Raw genomic sequence first — 17404 nt, 5'->3', positions numbered from 1 at the left:
GGGGCGTGGCGCGTCCTTGTTTGATCCTGGGCAAGCGCAAAGGGAGTCACTGACATCAATGCGGCAGCCGGCAGGAAAATGAGCGCGAGCGCCTTATATATAGACGGGCGGTCCTTGGAAGGGTCGAGTGTGGCTTCAGGCGACATCGCGGGTTTCCTTTTCGGCTTATGTAGACTGTTGTCTCGTCAAACGCCGCTACCGAGACTCGGCAGTTCAAATCGGGCGCACGGCGCGACGTCCCAAATTCAAAGTTAGGGCCCCGTCTTTTCAATTTGCATCGCGTGTTGGGCCCTAGGCCAAGGTCCATTTGAACGGCTCTTTCTTCGATATATCACAGGTCAGTGACCAGCCATTCCCGACGCCATCGCGCCTTCGTCTAAGCCAGACCAGTACGACGGCACTGCAATATCGCGGGGTGCGGCATAGGCATTACTGTTCCGCAATTGCTCGGTTGCCACCGCACGACTCTTCGCTCGCGCGCGGTGATGTTCGGAGGCAACCGCGGTCTGCGCGGTTAATGCAGCAACTAGCGAAGCAGCTAGTACGGTGGTAATTGTCTTTCGCATTGTTGTCTCCCGTCATTTGTCTGATGACATCTCTTTCGGCGCGAAAGGCAGCGTCCACGAGAGACCCGCCGATTCGTCGCGCTGATTTGCATTTCAGTCACGCCGCCAGGCACCAACCAAGCGACACATGGAACACATCCTTAGATGTGTTCCATGTCGTGTTTGTTGTAGTTAGTTTCCGGCGGGGTGGAGCGACGGGTCTTCACCGCCCACCCATGACCGGTCGCTTCCACTAAAGCCAAAGTTCTCGATGTTCCGGCGTTCCCGCGTTTCTGGGATGGCATAAGAGGGCCCGCCCAACTGATTGTAAGCTCCGCGATACCGATCAAGAGCGTGGCCGTGTTCTTTAGCGAACACCGGCGTGGCAATGGCGGTGGCGAGAATGATCACAGCACTGAGGGTTTTCACGTTGGTCATTTGTCTCTCCGTTCCTTGATGTAAGCGCGAAAGCGCCTACAGGTGACGTCGCAACGGCGCCGCGCGGCTCGGTGAATGCTTAGGCGCGACGCCGGTATGCGATCGCCACTACGTACGCCTCTTGCCTCGGTGAGATAATCCCGCCTTCCTTTGAATGAGTTTTGCGTGTTTCGAGAAAATCGACGGATGGTGCGGGTGGTGGAGAGGGGTTTCCTTTCCGGCCGTCGCCCGTGAGCACAAGGTGCGCCAGGCGGCGGTAGTGCGCAGCCGGAGGAGGGGTCCGCCTCGCGCGAAATTTCGGCTACGGATCAGTTTACGAATCCTACGGCTTTGACAGGGCCGGCGACGTCGCTCACGGAAATTTCTCCGATGACTTCGACCGCAGAAACACGTTCAACTGACTCGCAAGCGGACGGAGGCAAAGGAAATCAGTTACACAAGAGGGCAGCTATGAGCCGACCTTTTGTGTCCGCAAGACATAAATCTATGAACCGCACCGCCGGAGACAACAAGGGGAGTGGGGCTAGCGACCGCTGAAGTGCTGTCCCGATCAAAGACTCTCAGGCAGGAACAGCGACTGCGCGTCAGCACGGTGTTCACGGTGTTGACCCGGTGCGCTCTGATCCGGTACCGCTTCAAGCTCAGCCCGAATTTGTCGAACCTGCTCCCAGATAAAATCCATCACAAGACGTGTCCGTGGCGCGAGATGTCTCCGCGACGGATAGACCAGATTAATTTGAATGCCGGGACCGGGAAAGTCGCTCAATACGCGAACCAGCGTGCCGCTGCGGAGGTCATCGAAGACTTCGAGCGAACCGAGATAGGCGATGCCATATCCGGTCCGAGCGGCCAGGTGCACCGCACGCGCGTCGTTGGCGAGAAATCCACCGGACACCCGGAAGCCTTCGGGACCCTTCTGCGTGACAAAAGTCCATACGTCCGAATCCGGTCCAATGTCATGCACAATACAAATATGGTTCGCGAGTTCGACGGGGCTGGATGGTTCGCCGTGCCGTTTGATGTAGCTTGGTGCAGCAACGGCAACGCGCATTGCGGTCCCGCTTCTGCGCACCACCAGTGAAGCATCGCTGATTTCACCGATGCGCATGGCAAAGTCGAGCCGGTCTTCGATCAGGTCGCTGAGCCGATCGCCGACCACAAGCTCGACTTTCAGCCGAGGGTGATCAATGAGCAAGGACGGCAGACGGAGCGAAAGGAAGCGGCTAGTCGTTACTGTGACACCCACGCGTACCAGGCCGACTGGCAAGGTGCTCTGCTGTCCGAGGGCGGCTTCGATTCCTTCGACGCCGTCCAGCACGGGTCGGGCCAGGCCGAGTAGTATCTGCCCATCGTCGGTCAGACTGAGCTTTCGCGTCGTCCGGTGAAAGAGTCGAACCCCAAAACGGTCTTCCAACTGAGACACCTGACGGGCGACCGCGGCTATGCTGAGTTTGCGCTCGCGGGCGACGGCCGAAAACGAGCCCGTCTCCACCACCCGCACCAGGATTCCCAGCGTACCGAGAAGGTCCATCGATTTTCTCTTATGACGCAAAAATCATTCAGTTAGATGCTGACTAATCCCTCCGATGCAAGATGGTTAGGTCGGCGGCATGGCAGACCAGCGATGCGCGGAACCGGGTTCCCCTTCGCCATTGGCAAGCGGTCCGAAGGAGGTGTCCGATGTCAAAGCTTCTCGCAATAGTGACCAGCCTGAAGGCTAAGCGCTCAAGGTGAAAAACTCGCCGGGTCGCAAACGAGCGTAGTCGGCCCGATCGTAATGTCGCGGCAATAGATCAGCACGTCGCGGACACAGCATGCGCACATTTCGCCGAAGGTGATCACCTGCGGTTTCAAGCCGTAGTGATAACGAGCCAACTGCCGACGATACGGCCGAGGCGTTGCTGGTTCTCGACTATGCGCGGCAAACAGGGAGGGCGGCATGTGGCGGGACTTGGTTGCGTTGACCGTCTCGGTACTCCTGCTCGGCGCCGCAATAATAGCGAACGTGAGTGACGGACCGATGCGAGAGCACCGCGGCGCGTGGGTGACCCGCGCATCGCGATAGACCCCCTGATCGAGGACCTCGGGCCGGGCCTCACCTCAACGCAACTACGTTGCTGGTCGTGGTCCCCTCGACGAGGGAGAGGACGTGGCGGGCGACGGCGGCAATGATCCTCTTGTCCTCCGCCTCGTAGCCGTGGCGATCGTAAACGTCCGTCACGCTGCTTGTCCTGTGATTGGCGATGCGGTCCATCGCGTCGCGGCCGAAGCCGAGCCGGGTGATCGACGTCAGACAGGTTCGCCGCAGATCGTGCGGGGTGGCGCGCTCGATTCCGAGCTCGGCGACGGTCTTCCGCATGAACCCGCCCGACGCCTTGCCAGTTCGCTTCTCCTTCAAATGGTTCTCGATCAGAACCAGCGCGGGCTCCGACAGCCAGACCCGGTGATCCCTGCCGTTCTTGGTCCCCGGCCAGTCACCTTGAGGCTTGCCCAGCATCTGCCACCAGCCGTCGACGATGTGTTCGCGCTTCATCGCAGCGACCTCGCCGGGCCGCTGGCCTGTTAGCAGGATCAGCTTCAACGCAGGGTTCAGCTTCGGCCACAACATCGCGACCTCGGCGTCGGAGAGCACGCGCTCGCGATCGCTGGTCGGGTTCCTGTCGACCCCGTTGCAAGGGTTGACGGCGATGATCTCCTGCTTCGTCGCCCATGTGAAGATCGCCGACGCCGACGCGAGAACCTGGTTCGCGACGATCGGCGCTTCGATCCGTATCATCGCGGCGCGGACATCCGTCCGCGTGATGGCGCTGGCCTTCATCTTCCCCCATTTCGGAAGGAGATAACGCGCGACCAGCTTCTCGGCCTGCTTCCAACTCTTGTTATGTTTCTTGCTGTAGAGTTCGATGTACTGGGCAGCCAACTCGGCGAAGGTGCCGCTGTCTCTTTCCGCCCTTCGCTCGGCAACGGGGTCTTTGCCTTCGGCGACGTCGAGCATCACGCGCGCTGCCAATCGTCTCGCGTCGGCCAGCCCGATCACGCGCGCGTCGCCGAGGTGAAGCCATCGCGGTCGTCGCTGGTATCGATAGACTACCTTCCACGCCTTCTTGCCTGTCGGTCGAACCGATAACGCGAGCCCCGGACATCGTTCGTCCCAGATCATCTCGCGACTGATCGTCTTCCTCGACTGCACGAACAGGTCGGTCAACTTGCGTCGGTTGACCGGGCGCGCTCGCGTGCCGTCTTGTCGCGGTCGTGGCATCTCAACCCCCCATCGATTCCGACTAACGCCGGACTAACGCCAAAAGAGAATGTAACCGAATAAAGCCGAATAAGACTGAATACAAAACACTAGCCATATCAAAGGCTTATGGGCATCATTACAGGGTTTCCGGCGGCTTGGTCAAGGTCAGGAATTAACGCCTTGTTAACCATGAACGGTCGATGCTTTCTCTGCCAGGGGAACAGCGCATGACCGACATCTCATCCGTGACATCGACGGCCACAGCCTTCATCGCAAGGCAAACGGCCGATCTGAACAGGGCCGCGGGCGTGGCCAAAACCGGCTTTGCGAACGCCCTTGCCAAGGTCGAAGCAGCGGTCGGAATCAAGCCCAGCACCGGCTTTGTCGCCGGTCCCACCTTCGAGGCCCATACGATCGCCGGCCAAACCAAAACGGCCTTCAACAACGCCCTCAACGCGACCAAAGCCGCGCTGCACATCAAGCCGTGAAGTCGCCCCGGGCAAACCTCGGTAGTTGAGTGAATTGGTCACCCTGCCGTTCTGGTAGCCTCATGGTTCGAGACGCGCGAAATACGCTCCTCACCATGACGGGATAGACCTTCCTCATCCAGAGGAGCGCGCATGCGCGTCTCGAAGGATGAAGCCCAAAAGCCAGTGAATAGGTCAGTTGCTCACGCCCTCGGTGTCATCGAGCGCCTTGAAGGCATCCTCGAGTTGCGGGGAGATCGCAACATTGAGCCTTTCGCCGGTCGGCAGACGCGAGACGAACCACTTGTTGTAAAGCGGGATCAAGTCGTGGTTCGATCCGAGCTTGCGGAAAGTTCGTTCCACCACCGCGCTCAGCTGCGGCTCGCCCTTGCGGAACATGATGCCGTAGGGATCGTAGGACAAATAATCCCCGGTGACGCGAAACCGGTCCTGCGACTTGTGCCGGGCGATCAGACCGTAGAGGAGAATATCGTCGGTCGCGAACGCATCCGCCTTGCCTTCGACCAGGGTCTGATAGGACTGCTCGTGGTCGGGCGCCGTGATGATGTTGAGGCCGAGCGCGAATTTCTTGTCGACAGCATGCATGGCCTGCTCATTCGTCGTGCCCTTGGTGACCACGATGGTCTTGCCTTGCAGGTCCTTCGGGGCCGAGTAGGTCGCGTCCTTCGGCACCATCAGCTTGGTGCCCGCCACGAATATCAGGGGCGAAAAGGCTACCTGCCTGGCGCGTTCGGCATTGGCCGTGGTTGATCCGCACTCGAGGTCGATCTTGCCCTGCACCACTGCCGCAATGCGATCGTCGGAAGTGACCTTGACGTATTCGATTCTAAGATCGGGATCGTCGACTTCGACGCCGATCTCATCGACGATCGCCTCGCAAAGTTCCAGGCTGTAGCCGATCGGCCGGTTGGCCTGGTCGAGGAAGGAGAACGGCGGTGAGCTCTCGCGATAGCCGAGATGCACGACATGCCTGTTCTTGATGCCGGCAAGCGTCGGGCTCAGCCCCTCGCCGCCGCTCTGGGCATAAACTGCCGAAACCAGCAGGCAGCCGACCAGGAGGCCACCGATCCCGATCGATCCAAGCAGCGTGTGGCGCATGCAATGCTCCCGTCAGTGGCCGGCCATCGCAGGGATTTCGCCGGGGATCATGTCCGGCGGCACCACGTCGTCGGGACCGAGCGCGTGTTCGGGCGCGAGTTCGCCTTCCCACTTTGCCACCACGGCGGTCGCGAGCGAATTGCCGATCACGTTGGTGGCGCTGCGGCCCATGTCGAGGAAGGTGTCGATGCCCATGATCATCAAGAGGCCCGCCTCGGGAATGCCGAACTGGCTGAGCGTCGAGGCGATCACGACAAGCGAGGCGCGCGGAACGCCCGCCACTCCCTTCGAGGTGATCATCAGCGTCGCCAGCATCGCAAGTTGGGTGCCGAGCGACATGTCGATCCTGTAGGTCTGCGCGATGAAGATACTGGCAAAGGTGCAGTACATCATCGTGCCGTCGAGGTTGAACGAATAGCCGAGCGGCAGCACGAAGCTCGAAATCCGCGACGAGGCGCCGAAACGATTGAGGCCTTCCAGCGTTTTGGGATAGGCGGCTTCCGAACTCGCGGTCGAGAACGCGATCATCAGCGGCTCGCGGATCAACCGCAGCAGGTGGCTGTACCTCGGTCCGATGACAACGAAGCCGACCACGACGAGGATGGCCCACAGGATCAGGAGCGAGAGATAGAAACCGCCCATGAAGACGATGAGCTTCCACAACACGAGAAGACCGTTCTTCGCCACGGTGGCGGTGATGGCGGCCCAAACAGCGATCGGCGCAAACAGCATCACGTAGCCGGTCACCTTCAGCATGATGTGGCCGAGGTCGTCGATCAGCGACAATATCTGCTTCGAACGCTCCGGCAGCGCACCCATCGCCACCGAGAAGAACACTGCGAACACCACGATCTGCAGGATCTCGTTCTGCGCCATCGCGTCCGCAATCGAGGTCGGAATCAGGTGAGTCAGGAATTTCTCGATCGAGAATGCCGACACCGGCAGCCCGGTCGATTGCGCCTTGTCCGGCAGGGTGCCCGGGAAATTGTCGCCGGGCTGCAGCAGATTCACCATCACCAGGCCGAGCAGCAGCGAGACAAATGAGGCGCTGATGAACCAGCCCATGGTCTTGGCGAAGATCCGTCCCAGCTTGGACCCGGTTCCCATATGGGCGATGCCGCCGACAAGCGTGGCGAACACCAGTGGCGCGATGATCATCTTGATCAGGCGCAGGAATATCACTGCGATCAGGTTGACGCTCGAGGCGATGTCGGTCCGGATGTCCGGCAGATAGTTGAAGATGAGCGTACCCATCACGATGCCAAGCACCATCGCGATCAGAATGTACTGCGTAAACCTGTTCGACATCGTGCGACCCCTGTCGGTTTCCGGCACGTTCGAGTTTGGCAGATTTCAAGGCCGACGCAACAAGGTTCAACGGCAAGTACCGGCGCGCCCGACGGAAAGCGCCTTGTGCCAAAATGTTCACGTTGTCGAATGCGCTCCCGCCAATTAGCCTCATATGCATCGCACAAATGCACGACGCGGCTGCTTGCGCGTTTCATGCGCGACACTGCGTCAAGAACAGCCATTCGACGGGAGGAAGCCATGAAAGATGGTGTCAATCGCCAGATCCTGCTGGTGGAAAAGCCGACCGGAAAGCTTGCACCCCAGCATTTCAAAATGACCGAGAGCGCCATTCCGGAACCGCGCGACGGCGAGGCCTTGCTGCGCGTGCGCTACATATCGCTCGATGCGGCCAACCGGGCGTGGATGCACGGCGCGACCTATCGTGCGGCGGTAGAGGCCAATACCGTGATGGCCGGCGGCGGCATTGCCGAAGTCGTGTCGTCCAGAGCACCGGGCCTTGCACCGGGCGACCTCGTATTCGGCGATACCGGCTGGCAGGACTACGCTGCGGTTCCGGCCAGGCATTTGACCAAACTGCCGAAGGTCGAGCCGATGACCCATTTGCTCAGCGTGTATGGCATTGCCGGCCTCACCGCCTATTTCGGCCTGCTCGACGTCGGCAAGGCGAAGGCCGGTGAGACCGTGGTGGTCTCTGCCGCTGCCGGCTCGGTCGGTTCGATCGTCGGCCAGATCGCCGGGATCAAGGGCTGCCGCGTCGTCGGTATCGCCGGCGGCAAGGACAAGTGCGGCTGGCTCACCTCCGAGCTCGGCTTCGATGCCGCGGTCGACTACAAGGACGGCGCGGTCTTCAAGGCGCTCAAGGCGGCGGCACCCGACGGCGTCGACGTCTATTTCGACAATGTCGGCGGCGACATCCTCGAAGCCTGCCTGGCGCAGATGAACAACCACGGCCGCATCGCCTGCTGCGGTGCTATCTCGCAATATGACGGCGTACCGTCAGCCGCGGGGCCGCGGGGAGTTCCCGGCCTGATCGTGGTCAAGCGGCTTACCATGCAAGGCTTCATCGTGATGGACTACATGGAGCGCCGCAACGAAGCCTTGCGCGACCTGCAATCATGGGTCGGCTCCGGCAAGCTCAAGGTCCAGGAGGACGTCATCGAGGGGCTGCAGAACACCCCGCAGGCGCTGATCGGACTGCTCGCCGGCGAAAACCGCGGCAAGCGGATGGTCAAGGTCTAGAGCATTTCAGATTTCATTTCGCCCGAAGCCAGCCGCTTCCGGCAAAACAGATAAGGATCGCTCCGATGGTCAGCACATCGACGCCTGCGGCCCTATTTTTTGCGGCGATAGCCGCGACATTCTTGATCACCACTCCCGCCTTCTCTCAGGCGCCGACGGATGCGCAACGTAGCGCGATCCGCGCCCAATGCCGCTCCGACTATGAAGCCCATTGCGCCAGCATCCCGCCGGGCGGAGCGGCGTCATTGCAATGCCTGCAGAAAAACCTGTCGAGCCTTTCGCCGCCTTGTCAAAGCGCCGTGCGCGCGGTGGAAGCTCCTTCTGAATCGAAGAGCGAGCCGGCTGCAGCCGCAGCACCCGCGAAGCCGGAGGCAGCACCGGACACTGCGGCAAAGGCAGAGCCCGGCAAGCCAGCCGCGGAACCCGCAACAGCGCCGCCGAAGGCGGCATCAAGTGTCAAGCAGCCGAGCAGCGCCCAGGTCAGCGCGATCCGTGCCGCCTGCCGCGCCGACTATCCAAACGTCTGCGCCGGCGTGCCAACCGGCGGCGCGCCCGCATTGCAGTGCCTGGAGAACAACATGACGAAGCTGTCGGCCAACTGCCAGAAGGCGGTTGCTGCTGCGACCGGCGCTGCCGCAGCGCCGGCAGTTGCGGGCGCGCCCGCCGCGGCCGCTCCGGCTGCCGCGCCGGCGCTGGTATTGCGGCCGATGTTGCCGCGCGAGGAACTGTTCGTCTTGCGCTCTGCTTGCGGCGCCGACGTTCGCGCCCTTTGCGGCGGCGTCGCACCCGGCGGCGGCCGGATCATTCAGTGCCTCGCCGTGCGGGCGGAATCGCTCTCGCCGCAGTGCCGCGGCGTGCTGTCCCGGTTCGCTGCGCAATGAGCGCGTGGGCCGAACGGCCCCGCTCGCGCGGGGCATGGATCACGGGGAAACGATTGAGCGGAAGGCTCAACCGACAGGCGCCTTCCGCAACCTGGAGGAGACTGGATCAGGCCACCTTGCAGTTCAAAGTTGTAGAAGACCTTGGATCACCCTGTGGATGATTTTCATTAACTTATCGGTATTATCGTAGCAGCTGTCGTGGGCGAGAAATCCGATCTCGCACTTTGTGGCTCTGGTCCGGTGACCCGGGTTCTCCGCCTTGAAGGATGCCAGCATGCTTCGGCCCAGTTTCGGTCACTCAGCCATCTTCGGATCGGCCGTTGCAGCAACGGCGCTCGGGCTGATTGGTTTTGCAGGCACGAGCTTCGGCTCCGCCACCGTCGGCGAAACGCGCTACCTGACCGTCGAGCAGAAGGCGGTTGCCGGCCTCGACGGCATGAAGGCGCAGTACCGCCGCCCCGCGTCGATCCCCTTCCCCAAGGACAATCCCTACACGCCGGAGAAGCTGGCGCTCGGCAAGAAGCTCTACTTCGACACGCGTATCTCGGTGTCCTCGGCGCAGTCCTGCGCGAGCTGTCACAGCCCGGCCTTCGGCTGGGCCGACGGCTTGCCGGTCGGCGTCGGCTTCGGGATGGCGCAACTGGGCCGGCACTCGCCGACTATCGTCAACGCGGCCTGGGGAGCCATTTTCATGTGGGACGGCCGGCTCGCCAACCTTGAGGAGCAGGCGCTCGGTCCGATTCAATCCCCAGGCGAAATGAACATGCCGGTCGAACAGCTCATGCAGCGGCTCGGCACCATTCCGGAATACAAGCCGCTTTTCGCTGCCGCCTTTCCAGGCGAGACGATGAGCCCCAAGACACTCGCCAAGGCGATCGCGACCTATGAGCGGACGGTCGTCTCGCAGCGCGCACCCTTCGATGACTGGATCGACGGGAACGAGCAAGCCATCTCCGAGGAAGCCAAGCGCGGATTTGCGCTCTTCAACACCAAGGCCCAGTGCTCGTCGTGCCACGAGGGCTGGAACTTCACCAATGACGGCTTCCAGGACATCGGCCTGCCGAGCGACGATGTCGGCCGCGGCAAGTTCGTGCCCGGCGTCGTCAAGATGCAGCACGCATTCAAGACGCCGGGTCTGCGGGAAATCACCCACCGCAGCCCTTACATGCACGACGGTTCGCTCGCGACACTCGAACAGGTGGTCGATCATTACGACAGAGGCGGCGTAGAGCGGCCGAGCCGCTCCGACCTGATGAAGCCGCTCGGCCTCACGCCGCAGGAAAAGTCCGATCTGGTCGCCTTCATGAAAACGCTCACCAGCGACCTCGCCCCCACCGCCGTGCCGGTTCTCCCCCGCTAAACCGATCAATTCGAACCGAAGGAAAATCCGATGCGCCTGCCTACCCTCACCTTCGCCATGTGCATGGGCCTTTCGGTTGGGGCACTCGCCGCCAACCTGACGATTACACAGAAGGGCCGCACGTTCTCGTCCGAGAGCATCACCATCAAAAAGGGAGGAACGGTGACCTTCCTCAATGACGACAGCGTTCCGCACAACATCATGTCGACCAGTCAGGGCAATGAATTCAATCTTGGATCCCAGCCGCCCGGCGCATCGACGGATGTGACCTTCAAGGAAGGGGGCGAAGTGCAGGTGATCTGCGCGATCCATCCGCGGATGAAGATGACGGTGACGGTTTCCGAATAGATTCCGTGCTGCCGCCGGGAGAGGGGCTGATGTCGATCCGTTACAAGCTTTTCGGGATATTTTGCATTGTCATCGGCTTCACCTGCGGGCTCGCCTTCTACGGCATCCGCGGCATCTCCTCTTCGGGCAACCTGGTCGTCCGGCTCTATGACGGGCCCTTGATGGGCATCAATTATGCGCGCTCGGCGCAGGCAGGAATGAATGAGGCGCGCCTCCTCATGCACAGGAGCATCAACGAGGGTGCAACGAAGGACAGGCTGGCCAAGCTCGAGAAACTGATCATGGGCATTTCGGACGACCTTAAAGTCGTCCGCGAGCGCGTCGACAGCAAGGACGCGGCAACCGCACTCGACCAGGCGGAAAAAGCCTTTCGCGGCTGGTCGGAAGCCGAACTGAAGTTAATCAAGCCGCCAGCCGGCGGGCTCACCGAGTTGCCGGCGGCCTTTGCCGTGGTTCAGAAAGCTGACGAAGCCGCAATCGCGCTTGACGACCTGGTGGAAGTTGTCGCGGCCTACGGCTTCGGCTTTCGCAGCGAAGCGGAAGCAGCTGTGGCGATCGAACGCGGCACCATGATCAAGCTGACGATCGGCACGGCATTGGTTGGTCTTTTGCTTGCACTCGCCTTCGCCTACTCCTTGAGCCGGGCGATTTTTGCCGCGATGAAAGTCGCCGAGCGCGTCGCGGCCGGCAATTTTGCCGACCAGATTGTCGTGCGCCGGAGCGACGAACTCGGCCGCCTTCTGAAATCTCTCGCTGTCATGCAGGGCAATCTGAAGGTCCGCGCCGAGGAGAGCGTCGCGCTGATTTCCGCCAAGGACCAGATGAATTCGGAGCAGATCAGTCGGCGACAACGCATCGAGGCCGAAGTGGCGGCATTCCGCTCGGCCATCCAGTCTGCCCTGGCCAACACGGATGCGATGACAGGCAAGCTCACCGAGACCGCGCGCACGCTGTCGTCGATCGCGCACTCGGCGGGCCAGCAATCGAGCCAGATGGCGTCGGCCGCCGACGAGACCTCCGGCAACGTCCAGACGGTGGCAGCAGCGGCGAACCACCTCGGCGAATCCGTGCAGACCATCACCGCGCAACTTCAGGACGCCACCGGCGTCGTGCAGCGCGCTTCCGTGATGGCCACGGAAGCCAACGAGACCATCGGGGCGCTCGCCAGCGCTGCCCAGCACATCGACGAAGTCGTGGGGTTCATCCGCACCATCGCGGGTCAAACCAACCTCCTGGCGCTCAATGCCACCATCGAGGCAGCGCGCGCCGGCGAAGCCGGACGTGGCTTTGCGGTGGTCGCATCGGAGGTAAAAGCGCTCGCGATCCAGACCGCAAAGGCCACCGAGGAAATCTCGTCGCAAATTGCCGAGGTGCAACTCGCCACCAAGCGCGCCGTCGACAATGTCGGTGCCATTGCCGCTGTCATGGCCGACATCGACAGCTTCACCGCATCGATTGCACAGGCCATGAGCCAGCAGAATACCGCGGCGCTCGAAATATCGGAAAATATCCGCCACGCCGCCGCCGGAACGGCGAGTGTCGCTCAAAGCATCGCCGGGACTGCCGCGGCGAGCGACAACACCCACCGCTCGGCCGATCTCGTTCTTGCCACGGCGCAGGAACTATCGAGCCAGGCTGCCGAATTGCGCTCCTCCGTCGATCATTTCCTGGCAAACGCCGCGGCCTGACGCGGCTTTTCGGGTAGCGGCCCACCGCCGCCAGCCGACAGCTTGCATGCACACGGCTCTCCAGGAGAGTGAGATCGCCTGCGGCATCACAACAGGCCAACTCGGAATATATTTCTCTGGCGCGCTCGCCCTCTCCGCATTACTGTGGCGAGAATTCGTCAGTATACTGTCGATCGCTCTGGGAGGATCATCGTGCGGATCGCCGTCATCGGCGCCGGCCCCGGCGGCCTCTATTTCAGCTATCTCTGGAAGAAGCGCCACGGCGACGCGCAAGTCGATCTGTTCGAACAGAACCCCGCCGGCGCCACCTGGGGCTTCGGCGTGGTGTTCTCCGAGCAGGCGCTGGAATTCCTGGCCGCCGATGATCCCGACACGGTGGAAGCAATCACGCCATGGATGGAGAGCTGGAGAAACATCACGCTCAATTTGCGCGGCGAGAATGTCGAGATCGATGGCGTGGGATTTTCCTCGATCGGCCGCCTGGATCTGCTCCGAATCCTGCAGGCGCGCGCCGCTTCCGCGGGCGTCCTGCCGCGTTACGGCACCCAGGTCACTTCGCTCGATCAATTGGCAGGCTACGATCTGATCGTCGCGGCCGACGGCTTGAATTCGCTGGTGCGCCGCTCCTTCGAAGGCGATTTCGGCACTTCCATGTCCTATTCAAGCAACAAATTCGCCTGGTACGGCACCACGAAGCGATTTGAGACGCTGTCACAGACCTTTGTGAAAACGCGGCTCGGCAGCTTCAATGCCCATCATTATCGATACTCGCGCGATATGAGCACGTTCCTGGTCGAATGCGATCTGTCGACCTGGCAGGCTTACGGTTTTGCCGACAAGACGGTCGAAGAGTCCAAAGCGATTTGCGAGCAGGTTTTCGCCGCTACGCTTGCGGGGCACGCTCTGGTCTCCAACAAATCGGTGTGGCGCAATTCTCCATGGATCTGGAACGAGCGCTGGTCGTTCAAGAACATGGTGCTGATCGGCGACGCCCTGCACTCCACCCATTTCTCGATCGGGTCGGGCACGCGGCTTGCGATCGAAGACGCGATCGCGCTCACCAGGGCACTCGAAGCAGAGCGCGATTTGGAGGCAGCCTTTGCCCGTTACCAGCACGAGCGCCAGCCGATCGTGAAGAAGCTGGTGTCCGCGGCGCGCGCGAGTGCGGAGTGGTACGCAAGATTTCCCGAGCACATGAAGCTCGACCTGATAGATTTCGCCTATAGCTACATCACCCGTTCGGGGCGGATCGACGAGGCGCGCCTGCGCGCGATGTCGCCGGCCTTCATGGCGCGCTACGGCAAACGGAGCCAAGCATGATGTCGCCAAAGTCGCTCGCGATCGCCGATCCCGTTCCGCCGCAAAGCGCGGGCGCGCGCGAAATCGGATTTGCATGTCCTGTTACCTACAATGCAAGTCGCATCCTTTTTGACAATCTCGACAAGGGCCACGGTGGCCGGCTGGCCCTGACCGGCCCTTTGGGTGCGCGCAGCTATTCCCAGCTTTGTACTGAGGCCTCGCGCTGGGGTAATGGCTTTGCGTCGCTGGGCCTAAGTCGCGGCGACCGTATCCTCATGTTTCTCGACGACACGCCGGCCTATCCGGCGGCGTTCTTCGGCGCGGTGCGCGCCGGGTTCGTGCCGCTCCTGATCAACACACTGACACCGCCCGATCTCCTCCAATTCTACCTTTCCGATTCCGGCGCGACCGTTGCCGTGGCTGACGCCGAATTTTGCCCGCGCTTCGAGGCGGACGCGTGCAAGGACACGTCCTTGCGCACGCTGATCGTGGTCAATGGCGAGGCATCGAACCACGCCGTGCCGAATACCTTGATCGCTTCGCGCTGGCTGCCGCATTTTCCGGCCGATCTTTTGGAAGCACCCACCCATCGCAACGAAATGGCGTTCTGGATGTATTCCTCGGGCTCGACCGGCCGGTCCAAGGGCATCGTTCATCTCCAGCACGACATGGCCTATAGCGACGCCGCCTTTGCGCAGAACGTGCTGAAGCTCAAGCCCGACGATATCTGCTTTTCAGTGCCGAAAATGTTCTTCGCCTATGGGTTCGGCAACTCCGTCACCTTTCCGTTCTCGGCGGGCGCTGCGGCGTTGCTGCTGCCGGGCCAACCGAGGCCTCAGGCGATTTTCGATGCGATCGAGCGATATCGGCCGAGCCTGTTCTTCGGCCTGCCGACGCTTTACACCTCGCTCGCCAAGGCCGAAGAGGCGCGGGGCCGCGATTTTTCCTCGCTGCGCATGGCGCTGTCCGCGGCCGAAGTGCTCTCCACTGAAGTCTCCAATGGCTGGAAGAAACTGACCGGCCTCGAGATCGTCGAAGGGCTCGGCTCGACCGAAGTGCTGCACATCTATCTCAGCAATCGCCCGGAGAAAAAGAAGCTCGGCGCCGCAGGCCTTCGCGTCCCCGGCTATGAAATCGCGCTGAAGGACAGCAATGGCCGCGAGGTGGCCGACAACGAGGAAGGCATATTGTGGGTGCGCGGCGATTCCAGTGCGCCACTTTATTGGAACCGGCCGGACAAATCCGCCGAGACGATCCGCGAGGGCGGTTGGATCTACACCGGCGACCGCTTCGTGCGCGACAGCGACGGTTTCTATTTCTTCCGCGGCCGCGCCGACGATCTCGTGAAAATATCCGGCCAATGGGTTTATCCGCTCGAAGTCGAGCTTTGCCTTGCCGAACACCCCGAGGTGCGCGAATGCGCTGTGTTCGCCGCCGAACTGCCCGATCGGCGGATGACGCTGAAAGCCGTCGTCGTGATGAACGAGCGCGCCTTCGATCAGGCCGAGGCGACCAGAAGGTTGCAGGATTTCGTCAAGGCAAGGCTGTTGCCTTACAAATACCCGCGCGAGATCAGGTTCATCGACGAACTTCCGAAGACCGGCACCGGCAAGATCGATCGGCAGGCCGTGATGCGGATGTAACCTGTGCGTCGTCCCCGCGAACGCGGGGACTCATACTCTGCGGCGGGTGTTGCAGAAAAAGATAAATAATGCGCCGACCCAGGGTCCGCTAGAACGACCTAGTAGAATATTAGTTGGAGCCACCGTGCCGACGGGCCTTCGCCACGGCTTCTCGTTAAAGCAATGAGGCATACGACTTTTACACAACACATAGGGCGGTGATTATGGGTCCCGGATCGCGCTCGTTTCACTCGCTTGTCCGGGACGACGACAAAGGAAATCCGTCGCTTTAACTTCCCAGTCCCGTTCCGCCGTAGAGCCAGGCAAGATCCTTGTACCAGTCCTCCGACGATTTTGCGCTCATGATGGCGTTGCGAAGGCGGGCGTGTTCGCCGGCGGGATGATAGATGTGCTCGCCGATCGCGCGCGAGAGCAATTGCACGCGAGCGGTGCGCGGAAAACGCTGCTGGCAATATTTTTCCAGCGCGGTCGCGTGATCGCCGGGATGGCTGCCCAGCATATGCGACAGGCAGACCGCGTCTTCCATCGCCTGGCAGGCGCCTTGCGCGAAATATTGCAGCATCGGGTGCGCGGCGTCGCCAAGCAGCGCGACGCGGCCGTCGATCCAGCGCTCGACCGGGTCGCGGTCGCACAACACCCAGAGCCGCCAGTTCCTGCCGTGGCGGATGATCGCCTGCGCCCGCGCGTGAATGTGGCGAAACCCCTGCATCACCTCCTCGTCCGACACCGGTTGGCCTGCGACCGGCTCCGGCGCGTCGTTGTGATAGGTGACGACGAGGTTGAACACCTTCCAGCCCGACAGCGGGTAATGCACGATGTGGCATTTCGGACCGGCCCACAGGGTTGCCGCGTTCCAGCGCAAATCCTCCGGCATCTCCTCGGTCGGGATTACCGAACGGTAGGTGGTGTGGCCGGATACAAGCGGCGGCCCGTCGGCGGTGACTTGTTTGCGGATGTTCGACCACAGTCCGTCGGCGCCGATCAGCAGCCGGCCGGCGACATCATCGCCGGAAGCCAGATGCGCCGTCACCGAGGAGCCGTCCTGATCGTAGCCCGTCACTTCGCTGCTGACCCGCAGCTCGATCAGTTCATGGTCCCGGCAGGCTTTCAGGAACACGCCGTGCAGATCGCCGCGATGCACGACGCCGTAAGGGTTACCGAAGCGCGAGCGGAAGGCGTCGCGCAGGTCGACATGGGTGATCTCCTCGGCGGTCAGCGCATCCATCAGCCGGAGCTGGTCGATATAGACGGCCATGCTCCGCGCGGCCTCGCCGACGCCGAGATAGTCGAAGGCGTGAAAGGCGTTGGGCCCGAGCTGAATGCCGGCGCCGATCTCGCCGAGCGCGGAAGCCTTTTCCAGCAGGATCGAGGCAATGCCCTTTTGCGCGAGCCCAAGTGCCGTGGCGAGGCCGCCGATGCCGCCGCCCGCGATCAGCACCGGCCGTGCGCCTGCCATCAGCCTGATTTCCCGAGATGTTCGAGCGCGTCTTCGGCGCGCAGCGGCACCCGCGACGCCTCGTTGTTGAGGTCGACCAGCTGCGTGAGCAGCGCCTGCAGCGTCCTGCGGTCGGCGGGCTTGAGCGGCTGCAGCATCCGCGCTTGCGCCCGATCGACCGCCGGCATGATGTCGCGCAGCAGCGCCGCGCCGGCCCTGGTCAGGTATAGCAGCTTGATCCGCTTGTCCTCGCCCGAAGGCTTGCGCTCGATGCGTTGCTTGGCCTCCAGCCGCTCGATCACGTTGCCGAGTGTCGAGCGGTCGAAAGCGATCACGGCGGAAAGCCGGGTGGCATCGATGCCGGGATGGGTTTGGATCGCGACCAGCGCG

The 17404-nt window shown here is 61.9% G+C and carries 16 protein-coding genes; 8 read left to right on the top strand and 8 right to left on the bottom strand.

Going from position 1 to position 17404, the window contains the following annotated elements:
• Nucleotides 1–338: 338 nt before the first annotated feature.
• The 4 genes from VNX23_RS03605 to VNX23_RS03590 all read right to left on the bottom strand — a co-directional run bounded on the left by VNX23_RS03605 (nt 339) and on the right by VNX23_RS03590 (nt 4242).
• Nucleotides 339–566 carry a hypothetical protein gene (locus VNX23_RS03605; RefSeq protein WP_325627807.1) on the bottom strand — a complete coding sequence of 76 codons (228 nt, stop codon included), beginning with the start codon at nt 564–566 and terminating at the stop codon, nt 339–341.
• Between the two features lie 171 nt (nt 567–737).
• Nucleotides 738–983 (bottom strand): hypothetical protein, encoded by a 246-nt coding sequence (locus VNX23_RS03600; RefSeq protein ID WP_325627806.1) that lies wholly within the window; start codon nt 981–983, stop codon nt 738–740.
• A 550-nt stretch (nt 984–1533) separates the two neighbouring features.
• On the bottom strand, nt 1534–2514 hold the full coding sequence (locus VNX23_RS03595) for a LysR family transcriptional regulator (RefSeq protein ID WP_325627805.1): 981 nt from the start codon (nt 2512–2514) through the stop codon (nt 1534–1536).
• A 564-nt stretch (nt 2515–3078) separates the two neighbouring features.
• Nucleotides 3079–4242: an integrase family protein gene (locus VNX23_RS03590; protein ID WP_325627804.1), complete on the bottom strand. Its 1164-nt coding sequence runs from the start codon at nt 4240–4242 to the stop codon at nt 3079–3081.
• 209 nt (nt 4243–4451) lie between these two features.
• Here VNX23_RS03590 and VNX23_RS03585 point away from each other — a divergent pair, with 209 nt between their 5' ends.
• Complete coding sequence (locus tag VNX23_RS03585) at nt 4452–4712, top strand: hypothetical protein (RefSeq protein WP_325627803.1); 261 nt, start codon at nt 4452–4454, stop codon at nt 4710–4712.
• A 174-nt stretch (nt 4713–4886) separates the two neighbouring features.
• Here VNX23_RS03585 and VNX23_RS03580 read toward each other — a convergent pair whose 3' ends face one another.
• Nucleotides 4887–5810 carry an amino acid ABC transporter substrate-binding protein gene (locus VNX23_RS03580; RefSeq protein ID WP_325627802.1) on the bottom strand — a complete coding sequence of 308 codons (924 nt, stop codon included), beginning with the start codon at nt 5808–5810 and terminating at the stop codon, nt 4887–4889.
• 12 nt (nt 5811–5822) lie between these two features.
• Nucleotides 5823–7118 (bottom strand): dicarboxylate/amino acid:cation symporter, encoded by a 1296-nt coding sequence (locus VNX23_RS03575; RefSeq protein ID WP_325627801.1) that lies wholly within the window; start codon nt 7116–7118, stop codon nt 5823–5825.
• Between the two features lie 240 nt (nt 7119–7358).
• Between VNX23_RS03575 and VNX23_RS03570 the strand changes: the two genes are divergently transcribed.
• The 7 genes from VNX23_RS03570 to VNX23_RS03540 all read left to right on the top strand — a co-directional run bounded on the left by VNX23_RS03570 (nt 7359) and on the right by VNX23_RS03540 (nt 15579).
• A complete protein-coding gene (locus VNX23_RS03570; protein ID WP_325627800.1) occupies nt 7359–8360 on the top strand; it encodes an NADP-dependent oxidoreductase in 1002 nt (333 codons plus the stop codon).
• A 65-nt stretch (nt 8361–8425) separates the two neighbouring features.
• Nucleotides 8426–9241 carry a cysteine rich repeat-containing protein gene (locus VNX23_RS03565; protein ID WP_325627799.1) on the top strand — a complete coding sequence of 272 codons (816 nt, stop codon included), beginning with the start codon at nt 8426–8428 and terminating at the stop codon, nt 9239–9241.
• A gap of 274 nt (nt 9242–9515) precedes the next feature.
• Nucleotides 9516–10601 carry a cytochrome-c peroxidase gene (locus VNX23_RS03560; RefSeq protein WP_325627798.1) on the top strand — a complete coding sequence of 362 codons (1086 nt, stop codon included), beginning with the start codon at nt 9516–9518 and terminating at the stop codon, nt 10599–10601.
• 30 nt (nt 10602–10631) lie between these two features.
• Nucleotides 10632–10949 (top strand): plastocyanin/azurin family copper-binding protein, encoded by a 318-nt coding sequence (locus VNX23_RS03555; protein WP_325627797.1) that lies wholly within the window; start codon nt 10632–10634, stop codon nt 10947–10949.
• Nucleotides 10950–10978: 29 nt separating this feature from the next.
• Nucleotides 10979–12637: a methyl-accepting chemotaxis protein gene (locus VNX23_RS03550; protein WP_325627796.1), complete on the top strand. Its 1659-nt coding sequence runs from the start codon at nt 10979–10981 to the stop codon at nt 12635–12637.
• Nucleotides 12638–12829: 192 nt separating this feature from the next.
• Nucleotides 12830–13957 (top strand): FAD-dependent monooxygenase, encoded by a 1128-nt coding sequence (locus VNX23_RS03545; protein WP_325627795.1) that lies wholly within the window; start codon nt 12830–12832, stop codon nt 13955–13957.
• Nucleotides 13957–15579: a benzoate-CoA ligase family protein gene (locus tag VNX23_RS03540; RefSeq protein WP_325627808.1), complete on the top strand. Its 1623-nt coding sequence runs from the start codon at nt 13957–13959 to the stop codon at nt 15577–15579. Before VNX23_RS03545 ends, VNX23_RS03540 begins: the two co-directional genes overlap by 1 nt.
• A 268-nt stretch (nt 15580–15847) precedes the next feature.
• Here the strand turns inward: VNX23_RS03540 and VNX23_RS03535 are convergent, their stop codons facing one another.
• Nucleotides 15848–17035: a 3-hydroxybenzoate 6-monooxygenase gene (locus VNX23_RS03535; RefSeq protein ID WP_325627794.1), complete on the bottom strand. Its 1188-nt coding sequence runs from the start codon at nt 17033–17035 to the stop codon at nt 15848–15850.
• The coding region (locus VNX23_RS03530) for a MarR family winged helix-turn-helix transcriptional regulator (RefSeq protein ID WP_325627793.1) at nt 17035–17404 on the bottom strand (370 nt) is incomplete at its 5' end. The genes VNX23_RS03535 and VNX23_RS03530, both read right to left, overlap by 1 nt.

Origin of the sequence: Bradyrhizobium sp. (assembly GCF_035570375.1) — a bacterium.
Classification (GTDB): Bacteria; Pseudomonadota; Alphaproteobacteria; order Rhizobiales; family Xanthobacteraceae; genus Bradyrhizobium.
This window is presented reverse-complemented; position numbering and strand designations above follow the sequence as displayed.